This window comes from Parabacteroides sp. CH2-D42-20 (genome assembly GCF_003670185.1).
In the GTDB taxonomy this organism is placed as follows: Bacteria; Bacteroidota; Bacteroidia; order Bacteroidales; family Tannerellaceae; genus Parabacteroides; species Parabacteroides distasonis.
The window spans coordinates 45,969-65,257 of record NZ_RAYG01000032.1 but is presented as its reverse complement, the minus strand read 5'-3'; the positions used below and the strand labels follow the sequence as shown (position 1 = coordinate 65,257).

Annotated in this window: 13 protein-coding genes; 9 read left to right on the top strand and 4 right to left on the bottom strand. The window is 42.6% G+C overall.

Annotation, left to right across the window (positions count from 1 at the left end):
• Nucleotides 1–14: 14 nt before the first annotated feature.
• Genes D7V92_RS22760 through D7V92_RS17895 form a run of 3 tightly spaced genes read left to right on the top strand, consistent with a single transcriptional unit; the run spans nucleotide 15 to nucleotide 2,920 of the window.
• Complete coding sequence (locus D7V92_RS22760; RefSeq protein ID WP_121773427.1) at nucleotides 15–1,172, top strand: EpsG family protein; 1,158 nt, start codon at nucleotides 15–17, stop codon at nucleotides 1,170–1,172.
• Between the two features lie 11 nt (nucleotides 1,173–1,183).
• On the top strand, nucleotides 1,184–2,083 hold the full coding sequence (locus tag D7V92_RS17900) for a glycosyltransferase family 2 protein (protein WP_008771874.1): 900 nt from the start codon (nucleotides 1,184–1,186) through the stop codon (nucleotides 2,081–2,083).
• Between the two features lie 24 nt (nucleotides 2,084–2,107).
• Complete coding sequence (locus tag D7V92_RS17895) at nucleotides 2,108–2,920, top strand: glycosyltransferase (protein WP_121773426.1); 813 nt, start codon at nucleotides 2,108–2,110, stop codon at nucleotides 2,918–2,920.
• 555 nt (nucleotides 2,921–3,475) lie between these two features.
• Here the strand turns inward: D7V92_RS17895 and D7V92_RS17885 are convergent.
• The 4 genes from D7V92_RS17885 to D7V92_RS17870 form a co-directional block, all read right to left on the bottom strand.
• Nucleotides 3,476–4,573 carry a FimB/Mfa2 family fimbrial subunit gene (locus tag D7V92_RS17885; protein ID WP_121773425.1) on the bottom strand — a complete coding sequence of 366 codons (1,098 nt, stop codon included), beginning with the start codon at nucleotides 4,571–4,573 and terminating at the stop codon, nucleotides 3,476–3,478.
• A gap of 4 nt (nucleotides 4,574–4,577) precedes the next feature.
• The gene (locus D7V92_RS17880; protein WP_147425517.1) at nucleotides 4,578–8,906 is read right to left on the bottom strand and encodes a hypothetical protein; all 4,329 of its coding nucleotides are present in this window, start codon (nucleotides 8,904–8,906) and stop codon (nucleotides 4,578–4,580) included.
• A gap of 108 nt (nucleotides 8,907–9,014) precedes the next feature.
• Entirely contained in the window at nucleotides 9,015–10,421 is a 1,407-nt protein-coding gene (locus tag D7V92_RS17875; protein ID WP_227806012.1) for a hypothetical protein, read from the bottom strand.
• 47 nt (nucleotides 10,422–10,468) lie between these two features.
• Nucleotides 10,469–11,353, bottom strand: a complete 885-nt coding sequence (locus tag D7V92_RS17870; protein WP_051635660.1) for a hypothetical protein — start codon at nucleotides 11,351–11,353, stop codon at nucleotides 10,469–10,471.
• Nucleotides 11,354–11,617: 264 nt separating this feature from the next.
• Between D7V92_RS17870 and D7V92_RS22300 the strand changes: the two genes are divergently transcribed.
• From D7V92_RS22300 to rho, 6 genes are all read left to right on the top strand, one after another.
• Nucleotides 11,618–11,791: a hypothetical protein gene (locus D7V92_RS22300; protein ID WP_172681342.1), complete on the top strand. Its 174-nt coding sequence runs from the start codon at nucleotides 11,618–11,620 to the stop codon at nucleotides 11,789–11,791.
• A gap of 119 nt (nucleotides 11,792–11,910) precedes the next feature.
• Nucleotides 11,911–13,668, top strand: coding sequence for an aspartate--tRNA ligase (aspS, locus tag D7V92_RS17865; RefSeq protein WP_008771881.1), 1,758 nt, complete (start codon nucleotides 11,911–11,913; stop codon nucleotides 13,666–13,668).
• A gap of 111 nt (nucleotides 13,669–13,779) precedes the next feature.
• A complete protein-coding gene (locus D7V92_RS17860; RefSeq protein ID WP_036616768.1) occupies nucleotides 13,780–14,877 on the top strand; it encodes a Nif3-like dinuclear metal center hexameric protein in 1,098 nt (365 codons plus the stop codon).
• A gap of 1 nt (nucleotide 14,878) precedes the next feature.
• Nucleotides 14,879–15,643: a zinc ribbon domain-containing protein gene (locus D7V92_RS17855; RefSeq protein WP_005868214.1), complete on the top strand. Its 765-nt coding sequence runs from the start codon at nucleotides 14,879–14,881 to the stop codon at nucleotides 15,641–15,643.
• Between the two features lie 73 nt (nucleotides 15,644–15,716).
• Nucleotides 15,717–17,033 (top strand): tRNA lysidine(34) synthetase TilS, encoded by a 1,317-nt coding sequence (gene tilS / locus D7V92_RS17850; protein WP_008771883.1) that lies wholly within the window; start codon nucleotides 15,717–15,719, stop codon nucleotides 17,031–17,033.
• 201 nt (nucleotides 17,034–17,234) lie between these two features.
• Complete coding sequence (gene rho, locus D7V92_RS17845; RefSeq protein ID WP_121773438.1) at nucleotides 17,235–19,217, top strand: transcription termination factor Rho; 1,983 nt, start codon at nucleotides 17,235–17,237, stop codon at nucleotides 19,215–19,217.
• The last annotated feature ends 72 nt before the right edge of the window (nucleotides 19,218–19,289 follow it).

Genomic DNA, 19,289 nt, shown 5'->3' with positions numbered 1-19,289 from the left:
TGGTACTATAAAGTATGATTGAGTCTTATTTTCTGTATTTATCATTGATTACTTTTTTATTCGTGTATTTTGGGCTGAGTAATGAATTTTCTTCTCTCTTTGCTTCTTCTATAGGTTATAGATCTGTATCTTTCAATACTTTCAGGAAAAAAACAAAATTGGTGTATGCAATTCCCATTATGGTATTGTCGTTAGTCCTAGGTTTAAGATATAATATAGGGACAGATTATCTTGCTTATGAAGAAATATATGACACTCAAAATGCTGACTTGTTATGGAATATATCGAATGAAAGAATAGAACCTTTATACCAAATTGTAAACCATATACCTTTTTTGTTCGGTTTACCTTATTATTGCATGAGTATATTGGTATGTTTTATTATGTTTTCTTTGTTTTATATTTCTCTTGATAAAGATAGAGATATGGTCAAATGGTATAGTGTGACTTTGTTAATTTCGGGTACGCTGTTTTCTTTTCTTAACATACAACGTCATGCTATAGCCTTTTGTATATTTTTGTTTTCTATCCGATATATTTATAATAGATCGTTGCTTAAATATTTGATTTTTATACTGATGGCAATGGGATTCCATTATTCGTCCTTCATATTATTGCCATGTTATTTGTTAGGCGTGAAACATAAGATTCTTATTGATGATTGGCGGATTCAATGTATGCTATGTGTGTTGGTGTTTTTTCTGTCCAAACCTATATTATCGTCTGTGTTTGACCTTATTATAAATTATGCTCCCCAGGGCTATGCAGGGTATGGAGAACAAGTATTTTTCAAGGAGACAGGGCTCAGTGAACAAAGTTTCTTTTTGAATTTTGTGACTACATTGATTATTGCCATATCCTCCAAATATCTCCTTCATAGGTATACCGATGAAATTTTTGTCGTGTATTACAGATTATATTTTATGGGAATGTTGTTTACGACTATATTCGCAGATTCTATATTACTCTCTCGGTTGATCTATCCGTTCGTAAGCTTGAATTTTATCGTTTATGCTTATATGTACAGATATATCTTTCATCATATTAGGAAATGTAATTTAGTAATGATGGCGTGTTCGTTCTCTATCTTTTTTATTACAAATATTACATTTCTGCTTTATATATGGAACTCTGTGCATAAATGTTCTCCTTTCCAGTTTGTAGATCTTTAAAAAATAATAATATGGAAGTTACCATATCGGTTATTATACCGGTTTATAACTCAGAGCTTTTTTTGGATAGATGTCTATCTTCTGTTTTATCTCAGACATTTGTGGATTTCGAGGTGTTACTTATCAACGATGGCAGTACCGATAGCTCTGTTACTATTTGTGAACGATATGAGAAAGAGGATTCTAGAATACGTTTTTTTAATCGTTCTAATCATGGGGTAAGCGCTACTAGACAGTTTGGTATAGACCATTGTAGAGGAAAGTATTGCATACAGATCGACTCTGATGATTGGATAGATAAAGATTGCTTTGAAAAACTGATAAGTAAGGCGAAGTCTACTCAAGCGGATATAGTTTATATGGGATTAGTTAAAGAATTCGAGGATAGATCCGAGCCTGTAAGGATGTATAGAGCAAATGATATAGAGGATTATTTGTCTGCTGTAATGTGTGGAAAATGTTGGGGGGCTATAGTTAATAAACTTGTTTTGACAGATCTGTTTAGAATTAATGAAATTGTTTTTCCTGAAAATGTTTGTATGTGGGAAGATTCTATATTTTTAATTAAATGCTTGATGTGTGCTAAAAGTATAATGTTTTGTGAAGGAATATATTATCATTATACACAATACAATAGTAAATCTCTTTGTTCCACTATTTTTAGTTATGATGTACCTGCTCATATGATAGCAGCAGTCTCAGACTTGGATAGGTTTGTAGAGTCTATAGGGAAATCTAATAAATATAGAAATAAATTAGCGGTACTCAAACAGTTTGCAAAACAGAAATTGTTATTAGATCCTCATTTTAGGAATATAAGTGAATGGTTTTTAATATTCCCTGAGTCAAATAAATACTTTGTTCCTTTTGTGTTTTGTGCATTGCAAAGGAAAATATTCTCTTATTATTAATAATAAATTACATATATACTTTTTATGTTATTTTCCGTATTACTTTCTTTATATCATAAAGAGAGCCCACTATTTTTACGTCAAAGTCTGACCAGTATCTTCACGCAAACGCTATTGCCTATAGAAGTTGTCTTGGTGGAAGATGGTCCTTTGACGGATGAGCTGTATGCGGTCATAAAAGAATTCACAAGCCAGCATCCTGAGTTAAAAGTGATTTCTTTGCCCACCAACCGAGGTCTCGGCAAGGCTCTTAACGAGGGGCTGAAGCATTGTTCGTATGACCTTGTGGCTCGTATGGACACGGATGATATCGCTAAGCCGGATCGTTTTGAGAAGCAATTGGCGATATTTTTGGAACATCCGGAAATTGATGTAGTGGGGGCTTGGATCGATGAGTTTGAAGGGGAGGTATCAAATGTACTTTCCATGCGGAAAGTGCCGGAGCAGCATGAAAATATCTTGAGGTTTGCCAAGGGAAGGTGTCCGGTGAACCATCCGGTGGTGATGTTTCGGAAGTCGGCCGTGCTGAAGGCTGGAGGATATAAGCATTTTCCTTTGTTCGAGGATTATTATCTGTGGGTACGGATGCTGATGAATGGTACCCGGTTCTATAATATACAAGAGAGCCTGCTCTTTTTCCGCTTCTCGCCGGATATGTTTCGGCGGCGGGGAGGATGGCGGTATGCCGTAACGGAAGTGAGGTTGCAGACGCTGTTTTACAAGATGGGTTTTATCGGCTTTTTCTCCTTGCTAAAGAATGTCTGTATTCGCTTAGTGATCCGTCTTCTCCCTAATGGTTTGCGTTCGTTACTCTATAAGAGGCTCATCCGGGGGTAAATAGCTTTTTGTCCTCATCCACAGTATCGCTCACGGAAGGTGTCTCAAATATCAAATAACCCTATGCACGTCAAAAGAAATGATTCGAATGCGAAGAGCCGTATGAAGGGAGACTTTCACGTACGGTTCCGAGAGAGGCTGAGGGTGAAATTCCCTTGGTCTACTCGACAGCGTGCAGTCCGCCCATTTACCAATCTGCGGAAAAGCTTCGGTGGGTTTAGCAGCGAGAATGGTGGCCATGTCACGGCAGTCTATTTATCCATTGTCGAGACATGCAAACTTTTGAAGAAGCCTCCACTGGAATTTTTCAGGCGCTTCTTTGGCATGATCGCTGAAGGCCGAAGGGATTATGAACTCATGACACAAGAACTTCTGTGTTAAAATCAAATAAATAACAAATCAATTCAATGTTTCTATGACTCTAGAACCCCAGTAAATACTGGGGCTAAGGGGTATTGCCATAGGGATTGGATGCTTACATTACAAAAACGATTATAGAGGAAAGGTAGTATTTTCGTGGGTTATTTGTTCTATGTTCGTGAATTTATGGAGAAATTAATGTATAGAATTGAGATCTATCGGACTAGCTTGCGTTCCAATACTATAAAAGTGATTTGTTAGGATTGGAAAGCGGTAAGGGTCATTTGTTGGAACGATGATTCCTGTACCGCCATTGGTCTCGGATACTTCGCCGTCGGGGGATAACCTTACTTTATGAGTATATAAAGGTGTCCCGCTCGCGTCTACTAGTACGACTTGCAATGTGTAATCTTTATCCGTGGGAACGGGGGCGGGTATAGGGAGAATATAAGAACCTTTAATCGTGGTTCCACCAGTTACAAACGCACTCTTGGGTATATTTACGATAATCTTATCGTTCGGATCGGAACTCATCGGCCCCATGATATAATCATTTGAATCTCGTTTGATCAAAGGGACGCTTTTGTTCTGTATCGTATATAATTCGATATGTAAGGCGCTTACGTCTACGCCCCCTATTTGAGTGGGGATGTTCTTGAAATAACCGATAACACCAGCTACACGACGGTATAGATCTACGTGTCCGGTACCTCCGTTCAAGATATTCGTGGTTAATTGGGAGAAACCGGCGAAAAGCTCAGAACCGGCGATATCCGTACGGCCTTTTCCCGCCGCTAGTAAAGCGTTGGCATCCTTTAATAAGGTACCTGAGGTAGGATTGGCTTGAATCGCATTGGGCAAGCCGTAAGTCGCCCCGGAGGTGTTGTCTAAGCCGATTGCCAAGAATGTATATACTTTCGATGCTTGGAAGCCCTCGTATACAACTTTATAGGTCTGCTCTTTGGTGGAGAGACCATTATCCGCTCCAGTCGCATATTGCCAGTTTATATTCTCGGAGGCTACGCAGCGAGCGTTGTCTGTAGCCCCATCGAAAATATAAAGCTGAACTTGCCGGACATGTTGCAAATTGTCGGGACTGGTCAATACGGTGCGGGTCATCAATGCCGGAGAGGCATTGAAGATAAGTACGACCGGCTCTTTGTTGCTCCCCGGAACTGACGGGTCCGGTAGATCCTCGTTACTGCATCCTACCCAAGAGAGTAGTAATAGGGAACTGATTAGTCGGCATAACTTTGTGTATGGCGATGTGCTTATATCGATAGCTTTCTTCATTTCTTTAATAGTTTGAAAGTTTTAGAATTTGGGGTGTTTCGTCTTGGATATATACCTTGATTAGGTTGATTCCCGGGGATAGACGAAGCTGATATTCGTCTGCCGGATAAGAAACCGAGTCTATTAGTTGACCCTTGACGGTGTAAATCTCGCAGCGAGTCATTACGACGGCTGTGGAACGTATGATTACTTGGTTGGTTCCTTCCCGATAGCAATAGACCTTGTTCTCGGTGGATATATCGCTTTCGTTGGCTGTGACCGTACCATTTGTCAGATAGAAACGTCCGATGTTGGTGGAGAGAGTACCTAGATCTATTTTCATATCCGGATTATCCAGTGAGTACCGTTTGTTCTTCTCCACATCGAACAAACTCCAACCGGTCCACTCTCCTCCTAAAGCTTTGCGTACGGATAAACTTACTTCAGCGGGAATGCGTAAGTAGAAACCGAGCTGTATCTCCGTGGCGTTCTGAAGCTGTTGGATATCCAGCGCTTTTCCGTTTGCCACGCTAAAAATGGCGATCGCTGGGCGTATCTCGTTATCAATAAGGAGCTCTGCATCTTCTCCCGCGACATATTTATTATCAGAGGCCGGATTGAACCGTAGCAATGCATTGCTTACCGCTTGGCTTGTGGTGGCAGTCAGATAAAGAGCGGATGGATCCTCTTGGATAGAGGAGTCTGCGCTTTTCAATGTATTGTCCGGTCCGGGTGCGGATACTAACATAGACTCTGTATATTTGATGGTCTGGCTAGTAGCCGCTGATGCTACGGAGATGAAGAAAGATTGCGTAGGCGCTATCCGGGTGTAACCTGCTCCGTTATTCAATAATTGTCCGTTGGCATTAATATTGGAGTTATTACTATTTCCATCATATACTTGTACGGACTTTACGGCAGGGTTTTGATTCATGAATTCCGAGATATCCAGATGAGACATGAACATATTGCCAGCCAAGAAGTAAGTACCAGCCTGCTTATTGGTCAACGTAACTGAGATCGGGAAAGAGACGCCTTGGGTATTATTCTCGTAAATGAAACGTCCTATGCTTGAGCGGGTAATAGTCTCCTTGATTCCCGTTCCTTGATTGCTGGTATTTACGTATTCATATTCAGTATGCTCTTTGGGAAAACGGAAGGTGAGCGGAAGGCTTGCCGATCCTTGCTCGGCTTTCAAAGAGAAGCCTTTTCCCATTTCATAGACTTGCGCCAGCGCATTGAATGGCTGTGTCCATTGGGTTTCTGTGGGTGTGACCGTTACTTGTCCGTTGTTTAGGGTTTGTCCCTTTGCGTCGCTCGCCCATAGACGTTGGTAGATACGAGGATTGAATCGGTTTTGCGGGGTATTACTTGCGTTGAGCGAGGTGAATGGAGATGGATTTCCCGCTACGGGGATAAACATATCTCCGGTGACCATACTTTTTAAGGGAGCAGATAGCATATAATAACGTTCCGGCGTTAAAGTAAGGTCTACCCATGCCTTTTGATAGATCAATAAATGGGTGTTTGTAACTTCACCCCCTGATTCGAAGTAAATGTTATTGCATCCGTTTTGCTCTACACTGGTAAGGGTCGGGTAGATGTTACAGTTAGCGGGGATCGTAACATTGGTACAAGTCCATGGAGAGCCATTCGTCCAGTTGTTCCAGTTATTCCAATTGGAGTTTTCCGGACTGACTTTCCAAGTGGTATTTAAAGGATGTACCTCGAAAAATGGATTGGAGACGATCTTGCCTTTCTTGTCTTGAACAATAAGGTTGAATTGCCCGGCCACGGATATCGGGCCGATCACCCAGCTAAAAGTACCATCGCTAGCGGTGATTGAATAGCTGGCCCCGTTTATGCCTAGGGGTGTACAAGATAGTGTATAGCTATTGCCCATAATACCTTTGCCAGTGACTGTAATGCTACTGCTTTGGCAGATCGGACTGATATTCACGTTCACAAGATCTGTCTGATCGTTGGGGCATGATATCTCATCGATACAATCAGGTATACCGTCTCCATCGATATCATTACGGAAGAACAGGCCGTATAGTTTCATATTGTTCAAGAGATCTATGGCTCCGTTAACCGTGATCCGTATCTCGTCGAATTGAGCATGCGGACGCATGGTTAGATACTCCTTATCTCCATAGCCGATAGCGTCTAATCCCAGTACGCTCCAGTTTGTAAGTACTTCACCGGTAGCGGTACCTTTATAATAGGTAGATAGGGTCATCCAACTTCCTACAGATACTCCAGCTAAATATGTGGCCTTGTCGATGATCAATCCTATATTATGAGTGGCGTTGAGTACGCCTCCGACTTTCACGGCTATGTTAACGGATGACGCAACTCCGATTCCACCGATGGAGGTATAGGTGGTAGGATCGTTATCAATTAGGTTCGCAAGGTTCAGTATCGTACCGCCAACACTTGCAAGAGCATTGATCCCTGTGTAGGCGTAGTTGATATTTGCCCCAGTCTTATCGGTTGATATCATAGTCGTGCTACAACCTATCGGATTATCGTAGCAATTCAAGTTGGCCGGTTCTACGAATACGCCATAAATGCGCAAGGTAGAAAGGTTGGTAGAAAGCACACCGCTTTTCCATAAAGTTATTTCGTTGAAACTCCTATCTGCTGGCACTATAATGCTATAACGGACTTTTAGCGATCCATCGCTTCCGATTACGCCTGCCGATATCACATTTGAATTATCTATTACTTTCTCGTAGGTTTTAGTCTGGTTATTATATATTCTTATCTGGAAAAATTGGAGAAGGTTGGCGCTCAATAAAGTGGAACTGGTCTCTACAACGAACCCGACTCTTTTCGACGTACCATCACTGAATGTCCCGCTATTTTTCTTTACACCTATAATCTGCAAGTTATCCACAAGATTTAGGCCTCCGGTATATTCGGCGTAGGTACTCATGCTGGCATCAATAATATTCTCTTTATGGCTTATATTGCTTAGAGAGATCAAACTTCCGCTTGATTCGTTAATTTTTGTAGATAGAGATACATCGGTCACGGGCTGGTTACATCCGTTTGAGACGGTTGTCTGTATGCCTTTTGTAATTGTCACTAGTTCGCTATCACCATCTGAGGCGGTTGTCCGGAATACGTAGTCACCGGTTACTCCGGCAGTCATATTCGTAACTTTTCCGGTGGATGAGACTGCTACGTTCTCTCCCGTGGGTTGGCTTACGACTTCCCATTTTGTGATATCGCTATTTCCTGTAAGTTGGTAAGTGGTTTGGTCGGCGCATATTGTTGTATTTACGGTCAATCCGAAGTTATGATGATGAGTAACTTTCAATGGTTCATAGATGTAGCCATAATAGACTGATTTTACATTTGTACTTAAAACACTCGCAAAAGTTAGCCTAGCTTTGTTAAATGCTTGGCCTGCTATGACCGAAACTTGAACGACCCCTTGTGAGAGAACGCCGAGCCCCAATACTGAAGGCTCGAAAGTCGTAGTTGATGTGTTTCCTTTGCTATCGGTTAACGTAAGTGTGGTAGTGGCTAGTAGATTTATGTTTAAGATACCAGTATCTTTGTATTTAAATCCGACTTCTGTGCCTACTGGATAATCACTTGTCCAAGATAATTCAACATAGGTAGAACCAACGGGGGAACCTACCACGGAAAAATCTGTTAAGTCCGCATTAATAAGCCTACTGGTATTAGTAGCGCCTACAGTTGATCCGGTTACACTCAGCCCTGCTATCGAGTTATTGGTAGTCAAAGTCTTCTCTACGGCATCTCCCACGAAAGCGTATCTGATCTTTAACTCGCCGAGAGCGGCTACACCTACTCCGGTATTGATAAGTCCGACTTCGTCAAAATCTTTGGTGGACGTAACGGTAAGATAGGATACGGCCTCCTGTTGCCCCGGTAGTTGTATCAAGTGAAGGCTGAGAGCGCTGGTATTTTGTCCTTCTTTAACTAGAATTGTTTCTTGTAAGACCCCTCCTTTATAGAGCATAATACCTATACCTTTCAATACATCTAAAGATAGGATACTACTATTTCCTCCTGCTTGGATACAGAAACCGGCTGTAGTACCGGCGGGGTATACGTTTTTAAGGTCCTTGATTCGTACGACGGGTCCTACGGCTACATCGACTCCGGCTACACCACTAAATGTTGCGTAATTGTTTAAGTTCTCATCCAGCAAATAATCCATATTTGTCACGCCGGAAGCTACTTTCGCTACGTTTATTAAATTATTTATCATACAATCGGGAGCTACTAATGCTTTACGGGCTAATCCTTCGGCCATTTGTACGTTGAACGCTGATAAAACGAGCAGGATTATTATAGGTATATATTTTCTCATGATCTATTTAAACTCTGGTAATGCCGGATATATGTCTTGTATTGCAAAAGGACTAGTACGAAGCGGCTTCTATGCCGCTCCGTCTATTTTATTAAGTTTGTACTCTTTCTATTCAACAACTAGTTTGTGGATTAACTCCCAGTTATCATTTACACGAAGAGTAATGATTTGACCTTTGAAAAGATCTTCAGGTTCCTCTACCTCTCCACCACCGGGAGTTTCAGGATTGCTTGGTTTGGCTATCGTTTTTTCTCCGATAGAATACAGATGATTACGTACTAAACTATAACTGGAGGTTGACTCATTCGGGATGGTACTATTGTCTATTTGTACCACATTTGCTTGAGCGGCCGCTAAGTTTACGGTCCAATATTTTATGATCGTATTGCTATTATCTAATAATTGTAATTCTAATGTATTCTTGTTTTGATTCGCAAATGGTATAACGAAATTGCTAGCGAAGACGGTTCCCTTTTTGGCATTGAAATCTGCGTTCATGGCTGCCGGTATTACCCAAGTCGGAGATATCTCCGTTCCTGCGTCTTGATCATTTAACAAGCCATCGTCATTAACATCCATCGGTGTTCCTTTAAACCAGTCGCTTAAATTAATTTCATAGAGGACAGCGGCGTCATTGGCACCCGTGGAATTATGGAATTTAGCTGTTGCTGTTGCTGGAGTTTTACCGTTTACGACATATTTTACATTAGTGCTTCCTGTTTTTCTGAAGCTACTGTTGAAATTTGTCATATCCAATTGAGTGTTTTTACCAGAGGAAACCAAACGTAGTTTAACGGCGTCTTTATTGTCTACCTTGGCGGGAATATTCTTGAAATATCCAAATACGCCGGCAACTTGGCGATGTAGATAAAGCACGTTGTTAGCGACATTCGCTGTTAACGCAAAATTCCGATTGTTATCAACGGTAATCTTTTGGATAGATCCGGCAAAGATCTCTTCACCCTCTCCTGCGGTTGTACTCGTAACATGATTGAATGTGCTTGCGCCAGACCAACCTTTGGCAATGTCAGTAAGAGCCGGGGCGTGTGTATAGTTTGATCCGGAAGAGGTATAACCAACCGCGTATACTAAATAACTCCCGGGGTCTAAGCCAGTATTAGCTCCGCTTGTGATCTCGGTTTTGAGGTTTAATGTCGCATAGCGGCCATGATCCGCCGAACCATCATAGGTTGAGCCGTTATATATGATTCCGGAAGGAGAGGAGGCATCGCTCCACTGAGCATATTCCTTATCATAGACACAACCTGTGATAGCATCACTTGCCCCTAGAGAGAATATAGCCACCTTTACTTTGTCGATTGTTTGTGCGGCCTCCGAGCTATATAGCGGACGTCCAGCCTTTGTCGTCAGCCCATCACCGGTATTAGCTACACGGAGTACTAGTTCTTGCCCTACCGGAGAACCTTGGCTCGGATCATCCTTTGGATCACCATCATTACTACATGCAGAGAACAAGAACATGCCTGTCGCTGCTAAACATAAAAACTTCTTCATCGTTTTGAAAATTAAAGTGAAACATTAATTGTTAATTACAGATTTGTTTAGTTGATCACGAGACCGTGTTGTTGTTCCCAGCTGTCGTTTACCAACATGTAAATCCTGAAATCTCCGCTATCATCATACACGTATTTTAATACTGTCAGTTCATTCCTTCTCATAGCGATATTTATACCTTTGGGTGTGAGGGCTGGAAGATCGTGCTGAGCGGTAGCGTAGAAGTTTAGCCTTAACAGCGAATATTGATCTTTTCCGGATGGTGCCAGCATTGTTTTAATGACAGTTTCGGACGCCGTTTTCCAGTCAGATTGTTTATAGACGGATGTAGATTCTGAATAATTAAAGTGACGGTCTACTCGTTTGAAAAGACTGTCTATTGACTTCTCTGAATGAACGATCGCACGCGGCAAGTTTACTAACTGTACGATTAGCTTACCTTTTGTACGTTCCATATTTATTGTATAATGATAATTATCAACGTTATATATAAGTGTATCATTCGATAGGTAAAGATCGTCACCCTCCTTGTTTCCTACATGTAATGTCGCTTTCTCTGGATCATCTTTTAAAGCAGTCTCATCGGCTAAACCTCCCCATACCGTAAATACATATTTACCTAACGGCATATTTTCAGGAAACGTGATTTGAAATGTCTTTTCATCACCACTTACGTTAAACACATTCTTTTGTTCAACTATATTTCCCGTATTAAAGTCGTATAATGTATAATGAAGTGTCGGTATATATTCTTTAAACGGCAGATTTTTATCTTTGTGTTCTTCAAGCTCTGTATTATTTATGTTAAAATAGTTCTTGTCTTTTACCTCTATATTTATTTGTAAAGGAGGACAAGGTTTTATGTCTTCTTTTATGCAAGATATACATAGCCATAAAAATGTGAATAAATATATGTAATTTATAGTATTCATATTTGACTTGATAAAGTTTAGACGTTTTATATAATCAACAGGACAGTATGATTTAAAGTTTTTGATATATCCCGTTATTTTTTTATTTTTTGAAAAGATTACTAAGTGATAAATACTGTATTAAAAGGCTCTATGTTGATACGATTTATGCGGATTTTTATAATTTTAAGTATACACTCTTTTATCTCTTTTTATTATAAGGCATGAACCATTGGTAATGCTTGCCTGTTTAATATCTATTATTACGTTAATAAAATAAAGAATATGAAAACAAATGATTCAAAAACATCCGTAGACTCTAAATTGGAGGAGATGGAGGAAAAGTATCCCGTAGAGCAAATCGCTGTTAAAAATGAGAAGAAAATAACGGCCAAGGATGTAAAGGAGGCTGTGAAAGAGATTAATCCTGATACGGACAGCTTGGGTAGCAGAGGATAAAACGTATTTTAATTTGCTCAAAAGAATAATTATTAAGATTTATAGTATTATCTTTGCGGTTGCGGTTGTAATAAACCGAGGTATAAAGATTGGTAAATCTAGCAAATTAAATAATAAAGATGTATAGAACAAGAACTTGTGGCGACTTGCGCCTTGCGGATGAAGGTCTGGTGGTTACACTGGCCGGTTGGGTGCAGAAAACCCGCAAAATGGGAGGAATGACATTTGTCGATATCCGCGACCGTTATGGTATTACTCAGTTGGTATTTAATCAAGAGGTTGATGCAGCTCTTTGCGAAAAGGCAAATAAGTTGGGCCGTGAATTCGTGATTCAGGTTACGGGTACGGTTCGTGAGCGCTCCAGCAAGAATGCGCATATCCCGACAGGTGATATTGAGTTGATCGTTTCTGAATTAAATGTTCTGAACTCTGCGCTTACCCCTCCGTTCACGATCGAGGAGGAGACAGATGGCGGTGATGACTTGCGTATGAAATATCGTTATCTGGACTTGCGTCGTGCTTGCGTTCGTAAGAATCTGGAACTTCGTCATAGAATGGCGTTCGAGGTTCGTCGCTATTTGGATGAGCAAGGTTTCTTGGAGGTAGAAACTCCGGTTCTTGTAAATTCTACCCCGGAGGGCGCCCGTGACTTCGTGGTTCCTTCCCGTATGAACCCGGGACAGTTTTACGCTTTGCCTCAGTCTCCACAGACCTTGAAGCAATTGTTGATGGTTTCCGGTTTCGACCGTTATTTCCAGATCGTAAAATGTTTCCGTGACGAGGATTTGCGTGCGGATCGCCAGCCGGAGTTCACGCAGATCGACTGTGAGATGAGCTTCGTGGAGCAAGAGGATGTCTTGAATATGTTCGAGGGCATGGCGAAACATTTGTTTAAGGTAATCCGTGGTGTCGAGTTCAAGGAGTCGTTTATGCGTATGACTTGGCAAGACGCTATGAAACAATATGGTAGCGATAAACCGGACTTGCGTTTCGGCATGAAGTTCGTTGAGTTGATGGACATCATGAAAGGCCATGGCTTCTCTGTATTCGATAACGCCGCTTACATAGGTGGTATCTGTGCGGAAGGCGCAGCGAGCTATACTCGTAAACAACTGGATGCGTTGACCGAGTTCGTGAAACGTCCGCAGGTAGGTGCTAAAGGTTTGGTTTACGCTCGTGTGGAAGCGGATGGTAACGTAAAATCAAGCGTAGATAAATTCTATAGCCAAGAGGTTCTTCAAGAAATGAAGAATGCGTTCGGCGCTAAGCCGGGTGATTTGATTTTGATCCTTTCCGGCGACGATGCGATGAAGACTCGTAAGCAACTTTGCGAGTTGCGTTTAGAGATGGGTAATCAATTAGGTCTTCGTGACAAGGATAAGTTCGTTTGCTTGTGGGTAATCGACTTCCCGCTGTTCGAATGGAACGAGGACGATCAACGTTTCTACGCTATGCACCATCCGTTTACCTCTCCGAATCCGGATGATATACCGTTGTTGGACACGGATCCGGGCGCTGTTCGTGCGAATGCGTATGATATGGTTATCAATGGCGTTGAAGTGGGTGGTGGTTCTATCCGTATCCACGACAGCCAATTACAGGATAAGATGTTCAAGCTGTTAGGATTCACCGAAGAAAGAGCGCAAGAGCAATTCGGTTTCTTGATGAATGCGTTCAAGTACGGAGCGCCTCCTCATGGAGGTTTGGCTTATGGCTTGGATCGTTTCGTGTCTTTGTTCGCCGGTTTGGATTCTATCCGCGACTGTATCGCTTTTCCGAAGAACAATTCCGGACGAGATGTTATGCTCGATGCTCCGGGTGTCTTGGATCCAGCCCAGTTGGATGAACTGAATTTGATCGTTGATATCAAGAAATAATCCAATCTGAAATTCCATTCGAATGGGAATCTTATTCCATCCGAATGGAATTTTCTTTTCTTCCGAAAGGAATTACTTTTTCTCCCGAACATAAATCAAAGGATATTTAGCATGGTAAAGGTTAAAGATATATTGAGAGAAATAGAGCATTACGCCCCGCTGCCGCTTCAAGAAGGTTTTGACAATGCGGGTGTGCAAGTTGGCGACGTGAACCAGCATGCGACGGGTGTGTTGCTATGCCTAGATGTTACCGAGGAGGTGCTCGATGAAGCGATCGAGATGGGATGCAACCTGATCATCTCTCATCATCCTTTGGCCTTTAAGTCGTTTAAGTCGTTGACAGGCTCCAATTATATCGAGCGTTGCATGATGAAGGCGTGTAAGTATGATTTGGTGGTTTATGCTGCGCATACCAATCTTGATAATGCCGTAGGAGGCGTGAATTACCGTTTGGCAGAGTTGATCGGCTTGCAAAATGTACGGATCTTGAGCCCCCAAAAAGGCGCTTTGTTGAAGTTGGTGACGTTTGTCCCCGAGGCTTATGCCGAGATCATGCGGAATACCTTGTTCAATGCCGGTGCGGGAAGTATCGGGAACTATGATGCTTGCAGTTATAATTTACATGGCGAGGGAACATTCCGTGCCAATGCGGGATGCAATCCGTTTTGTGGTGAGATCGGCGAGGTGCATGTAGAGAAAGAGGTGCGTATGGAGATGATCCTTCCGGCATTCAAGAAGACAGCGGTGACCCGTGCTCTGTTATCCGTTCACCCGTATGAGGAGCCGGCTTTTGATTTTTATTCGTTATCAAACACATGGGAACAGGCAGGTTCTGGTGTAGTGGGAGAGTTGCCTGCCGAGGAAGATGAGTTAAGTTTCTTGTTACGGATCAAGGCCCTGTTTAACGTCGGTTGCGTGAAGCATTCCCCATTTACGGGTAAGCCTATCCGAGAGGTCGCTATCTGCGGAGGCAGCGGCGCTTTCTTGATCAAGGACGCTATTGCGTATGGTGCCGATGTCTTTATAACGGGGGAGGCGAAGTACAACGATTTTTACGATGTAGAGGACCAGATTCTACTGGCGGTTATCGGTCATTATGAATCGGAAATCTGTACAAAAGACATATTTTATAACATAATATCGAAAAAATTCCCTACCTTTGCGGTACATTTTTCGAATGTTAATTCAAACCCAGTAAAATATTTATAGAATGGCTACAGATAAACAATCAGCTGAAAAGGAATATACGGTTGAAGAAAAGCTTTCTACGCTGTATCAACTTCAGACGATGATGACTGAAATTGATAAGATCAAGACCCTTCGTGGTGAGCTTCCTCTGGAGGTTCAAGACTTGGAGGACGAGATCGCAGGACTGGAAACACGTCTCCAGAACTATCAAGCGGAGATCAAGGAGTTTGAGACTTCTGTTGTTGAGCAAAAGCATAAGATCACGGAATCTACCACATTGATAGATCGCTATAAGGCACAATTAGATAATGTGCGTAATAACCGGGAGTTTGATAACCTGTCTAAGGAGATCGAGTTCCAAGGTTTGGAAATTGAGTTCTCAGAGAAAAAAATCCGTGAATTCGGAGAGGCGGTAGACGCTAAGAAAAAAGATATCGCTGAACTGACTGAGAAGCTGGAAGGCCGTAAGGCTGACTTGGTTCAGAAAAAGAGCGAGTTGGAGCAGATCATTTCCGAGACAAAGCAGGATGAGGAGAAACTTCGTGAGAAAGCGAAGAAGCTGGAAGCCGCTATCGAACCTCGTTTGTTGACCGCTTTCAAACGTATCCGTAAAGGTGCTCGTAACGGTTTGGCTGTTGTTTATGTGCAACGTGGTGCTTGCGGTGGTTGCTTTAACAAGATCCCGCCTCAGAAGCAATTGGATATCAAGTTGCGTAAGAAAATTATTGTTTGCGAATACTGTGGTCGTATTATGATCGACCCGGAATTAGCAGGTGTAGAAGATTAATTCAAAAGATCTATAAGTAATGGCTCTAGCTAAAACCGGCTAGGGCCATTATTGTTTTTAATACAAAGATGTTATGATACATACGATACGTTTATATATAGAGAAGTACCGGCTGTTATCCGAGGATCGTCCGGTTTTGGTCGGATTGAGCGGTGGTGCCGATTCTGTGGCTTTGTTGGGCGTATTGGTGCGTTTGGGATATCCGTGTATAGCGCTTCATTGTAACTTTCATTTGCGTGGGGAGGAGTCGGATCGGGATGAGGCATTTGCCTGTGAGTTCGCGGAATCTTTGGAAGTACCCTTTCATAAGATAGATTTCGATACGATCTCTTATGCCGGAGAGAAGCATCTCTCGATAGAGATGGCTGCCCGTGAATTGCGCTATGCTTGGTTTGAGGAGATGCGGGAGCGGCTGGGAGGGCAGGCGACCGCCGTCGCCCATCACCGGGACGATAGTGTGGAGACGGTCTTGATGAATTTGATACGGGGCACGGGAATCCGAGGGATGAGCGGGATCCGTCCGAGGAATGGTTTCATCGTCCGTCCTTTGCTGTGCGTAAGCCGTGAGGATATCTTGGCTTGGCTGGCGGATCAAGGCTACGCCTATATGGTGGATAGCACGAATTTATCAGATGCTTATACCCGTAATTTCATCCGTTTGAATGTGTTGCCGCTTTTGGAGGAGATAAATCCATCGGCCCGGAATACCATCGCACGTTCCGCCGAGCATCTTTCTGCCGCAGAGACTATATATATATATGTATTGGAACAAGCCCGGAAAGAGGTTGTCGTATCGGATGATCGTCTTTCTATCGGGGCGTTGATGCGGTTTCCGGCTCCGGAGACGATTTTGTATGAGTTATTAAAAGAATATGGTTTTACCCGTCTGGTCTCGGACGATATTTTCGCTGCCTTGACCAAGGAGCCCGGTAAGCTGTTTTACTCTTCCACCCATCGTTTGCTGAAGGATCGGGATTATTTATGGATCACTCCTTTAGAGAAGAAGGAAGAGCGAACCTTCGTTTTAGATCCGGAAAAGGGTATTAATCATGAACCTATTGAACTATCTTTCCAAAAACTTGTTATAACTATAGGTTTCCCTATCGAGAAGAATAAGCGGATCGCTTATTTGGATTATGATAAACTCGATTTCCCTTTAACATTGCGGACTTGGAAAGAAGGCGATTGGTTTATTCCCTTCGGAATGAAAGGACGTAAGAAGTTGAGTGACTATTTCTCCGATCATAAATTTAGCCGGATTGAGAAGGAGCGCACATGGCTTCTTTGTAGTGGCGACGCTATCGTTTGGGTGGTAGGAGAAAGGACTGATAATCGTTTTCGTATAGACGAATCAACAAAGCGTGTGCTAATTGTGAATTTTTTTGGCTAAATCCTCGTTTATTGTAAAAATATTCTTACATTTGCGAAGATTTACTCCGCAGATATGTTACTAATGGTTCAAATTAGCTGAACAATCCGGTTATTACATGAAAATTATAATTAAATAAAGATACAATGATACCATTGGGCGTACATCGTGTTTGTATATGTGATCCGTGTGTATGTACCATTTATATTATTACTTCGCAATATGCAGAAATATAACATTCTAGAACTAAATGAAAAACTTCTTCCCGAACTTCAAAGTATCGCGGAAGAGTTGGGAATAAAAAAAGTTAGCAGCTTAAAGAAAGAAGAGTTGGTTTATCGGATTCTTGATGAGCAAGCGATCTCCTATGCCGGCATCCAGGCTGAAAAGATGAAAGAGAAAGAGGCTAAGAAGCCTGTAGAGGGCCGTAAGAGAGGCCGTCCGGCTAAAGCCGCTTCTCCTAAAGTGGCGAAGGCTGAGACTGCCGAAGCTGCAGAGAGTGTCCAACAGGCTCCGGAAAAGCCAGTGGCTGCTCCGGCTGACAAGAAAGAGCAAAAAGAGCAGCCTGAACGTAAGAAAAGAGTCCGTATCGAGAAAAAGGAAAAGGTAGCGGGCGCTATCGCTCCTTCCGAGGATAACAAGGAAGTGGTGGTTTCGAAAGAGCCGCAAACGATCTCTACGGTAACGGAAATCTCGGCCGTGGAAACTCCGGCGGTAGTAGAGAGCCCGGTGGAGAAACCGTTGTTGCCTCCTGTTGTGGCGGAACTTGAAACGGAAGAAGAAGCCGCTTTGCCGGAAAATACGACTCCGGTAGAGGTAGCGGAAGAAACCACTTCACCACAAGCGACGGAAGAAGAGCCTAAGCGCATCGTATTTCGCCATCCGGACGCTAAATCCGTATTGGATCAGATTTTCCCGTTCTCCGCTCCGAAACCCGAGGCTAACAAACCTCAACCCGAGGCCGCTCCCCAGCAGAATAATCCTCGACAGAACAATCGACAGAATAATCATAATAACAACCGTAATAACAATAACGCTAATAACAACCAGCAGGCTCAAGAGAAAATGTATGAGTTTGACGGCATCCTTACAGGAACCGGCGTGTTGGAGATGATGCAAGATGGTTACGGTTTCCTTCGTTCTTCAGATTATAACTATTTGACTTCACCGGACGATATTTATGTCTCTCAATCCCAGATCAAGTTATTTGGCTTGAAAACGGGTGACGTGGTAGAAGGCTCGATTCGTCCGCCGAAGGAAGGTGAGAAGTATTTCCCGTTGGTGAAAGTGGACAAGATCAATGGCCGTACGCCGGAAGAGGTTCGCGACCGGGTTCCTTTCGATCATTTGACCCCGTTATTCCCGGATGAGAAATTCATGCTTACGGCACGTAAATCACCGAAAGTATACGATAATATCGCCGTACGTGTGGTTGATTTATTCTCCCCGATCGGAAAAGGGCAACGTGGTTTGATCGTCGCTCAACCGAAAACCGGTAAGACGATGTTGCTGAAAGATATCGCGAACGCTATCGCTTACAACCATCCCGAGGTTTATATGATTATATTATTGATCGACGAACGTCCGGAGGAGGTTACGGATATGGCTCGTAGCGTGGATGCGGAAGTAATCGCTTCTACATTCGACGAACCGGCTGAACGTCACGTGAAAATCGCTGAGATCGTATTGAACAAGGCGAAACGAATGGTAGAATGTGGTCATGATGTCGTGATTCTTCTGGACTCGATCACTCGTTTGGCTCGTGCTTATAATACGGTACAACCGGCTTCCGGTAAGGTGCTTTCCGGTGGTGTGGACGCAAATGCGTTGCAGAAGCCGAAGCGTTTCTTCGGTGCCGCCCGTAATATTGAGAATGGCGGTAGCCTTACGATTCTAGCCACCGCCCTTACGGAGACTGGCTCTAAGATGGACGACGTGATCTTCGAGGAATTCAAGGGTACGGGTAATATGGAGTTACAATTGGATCGTAAATTATCCAATAAACGTATCTATCCGGCTGTGGATATCACGGCTTCCAGCACTCGCCGTGATGATTTATTGCAGGATGAGAGCACGTTGAACCGTATGTGGGTCTTACGCAAATATCTATCAGACATGAACTCTATGGAGGCTATGGAATTTGTTAAGCAACGGATGGAACAAACCGTTGATAATATGGAATTCTTGGCATCCATGAACGGTTGATAATAACCCATAAAAAACACTATACTTTTGAGTTCAAAACAATATTGTTTTAGCTCCAAAAGTATAGTGTTT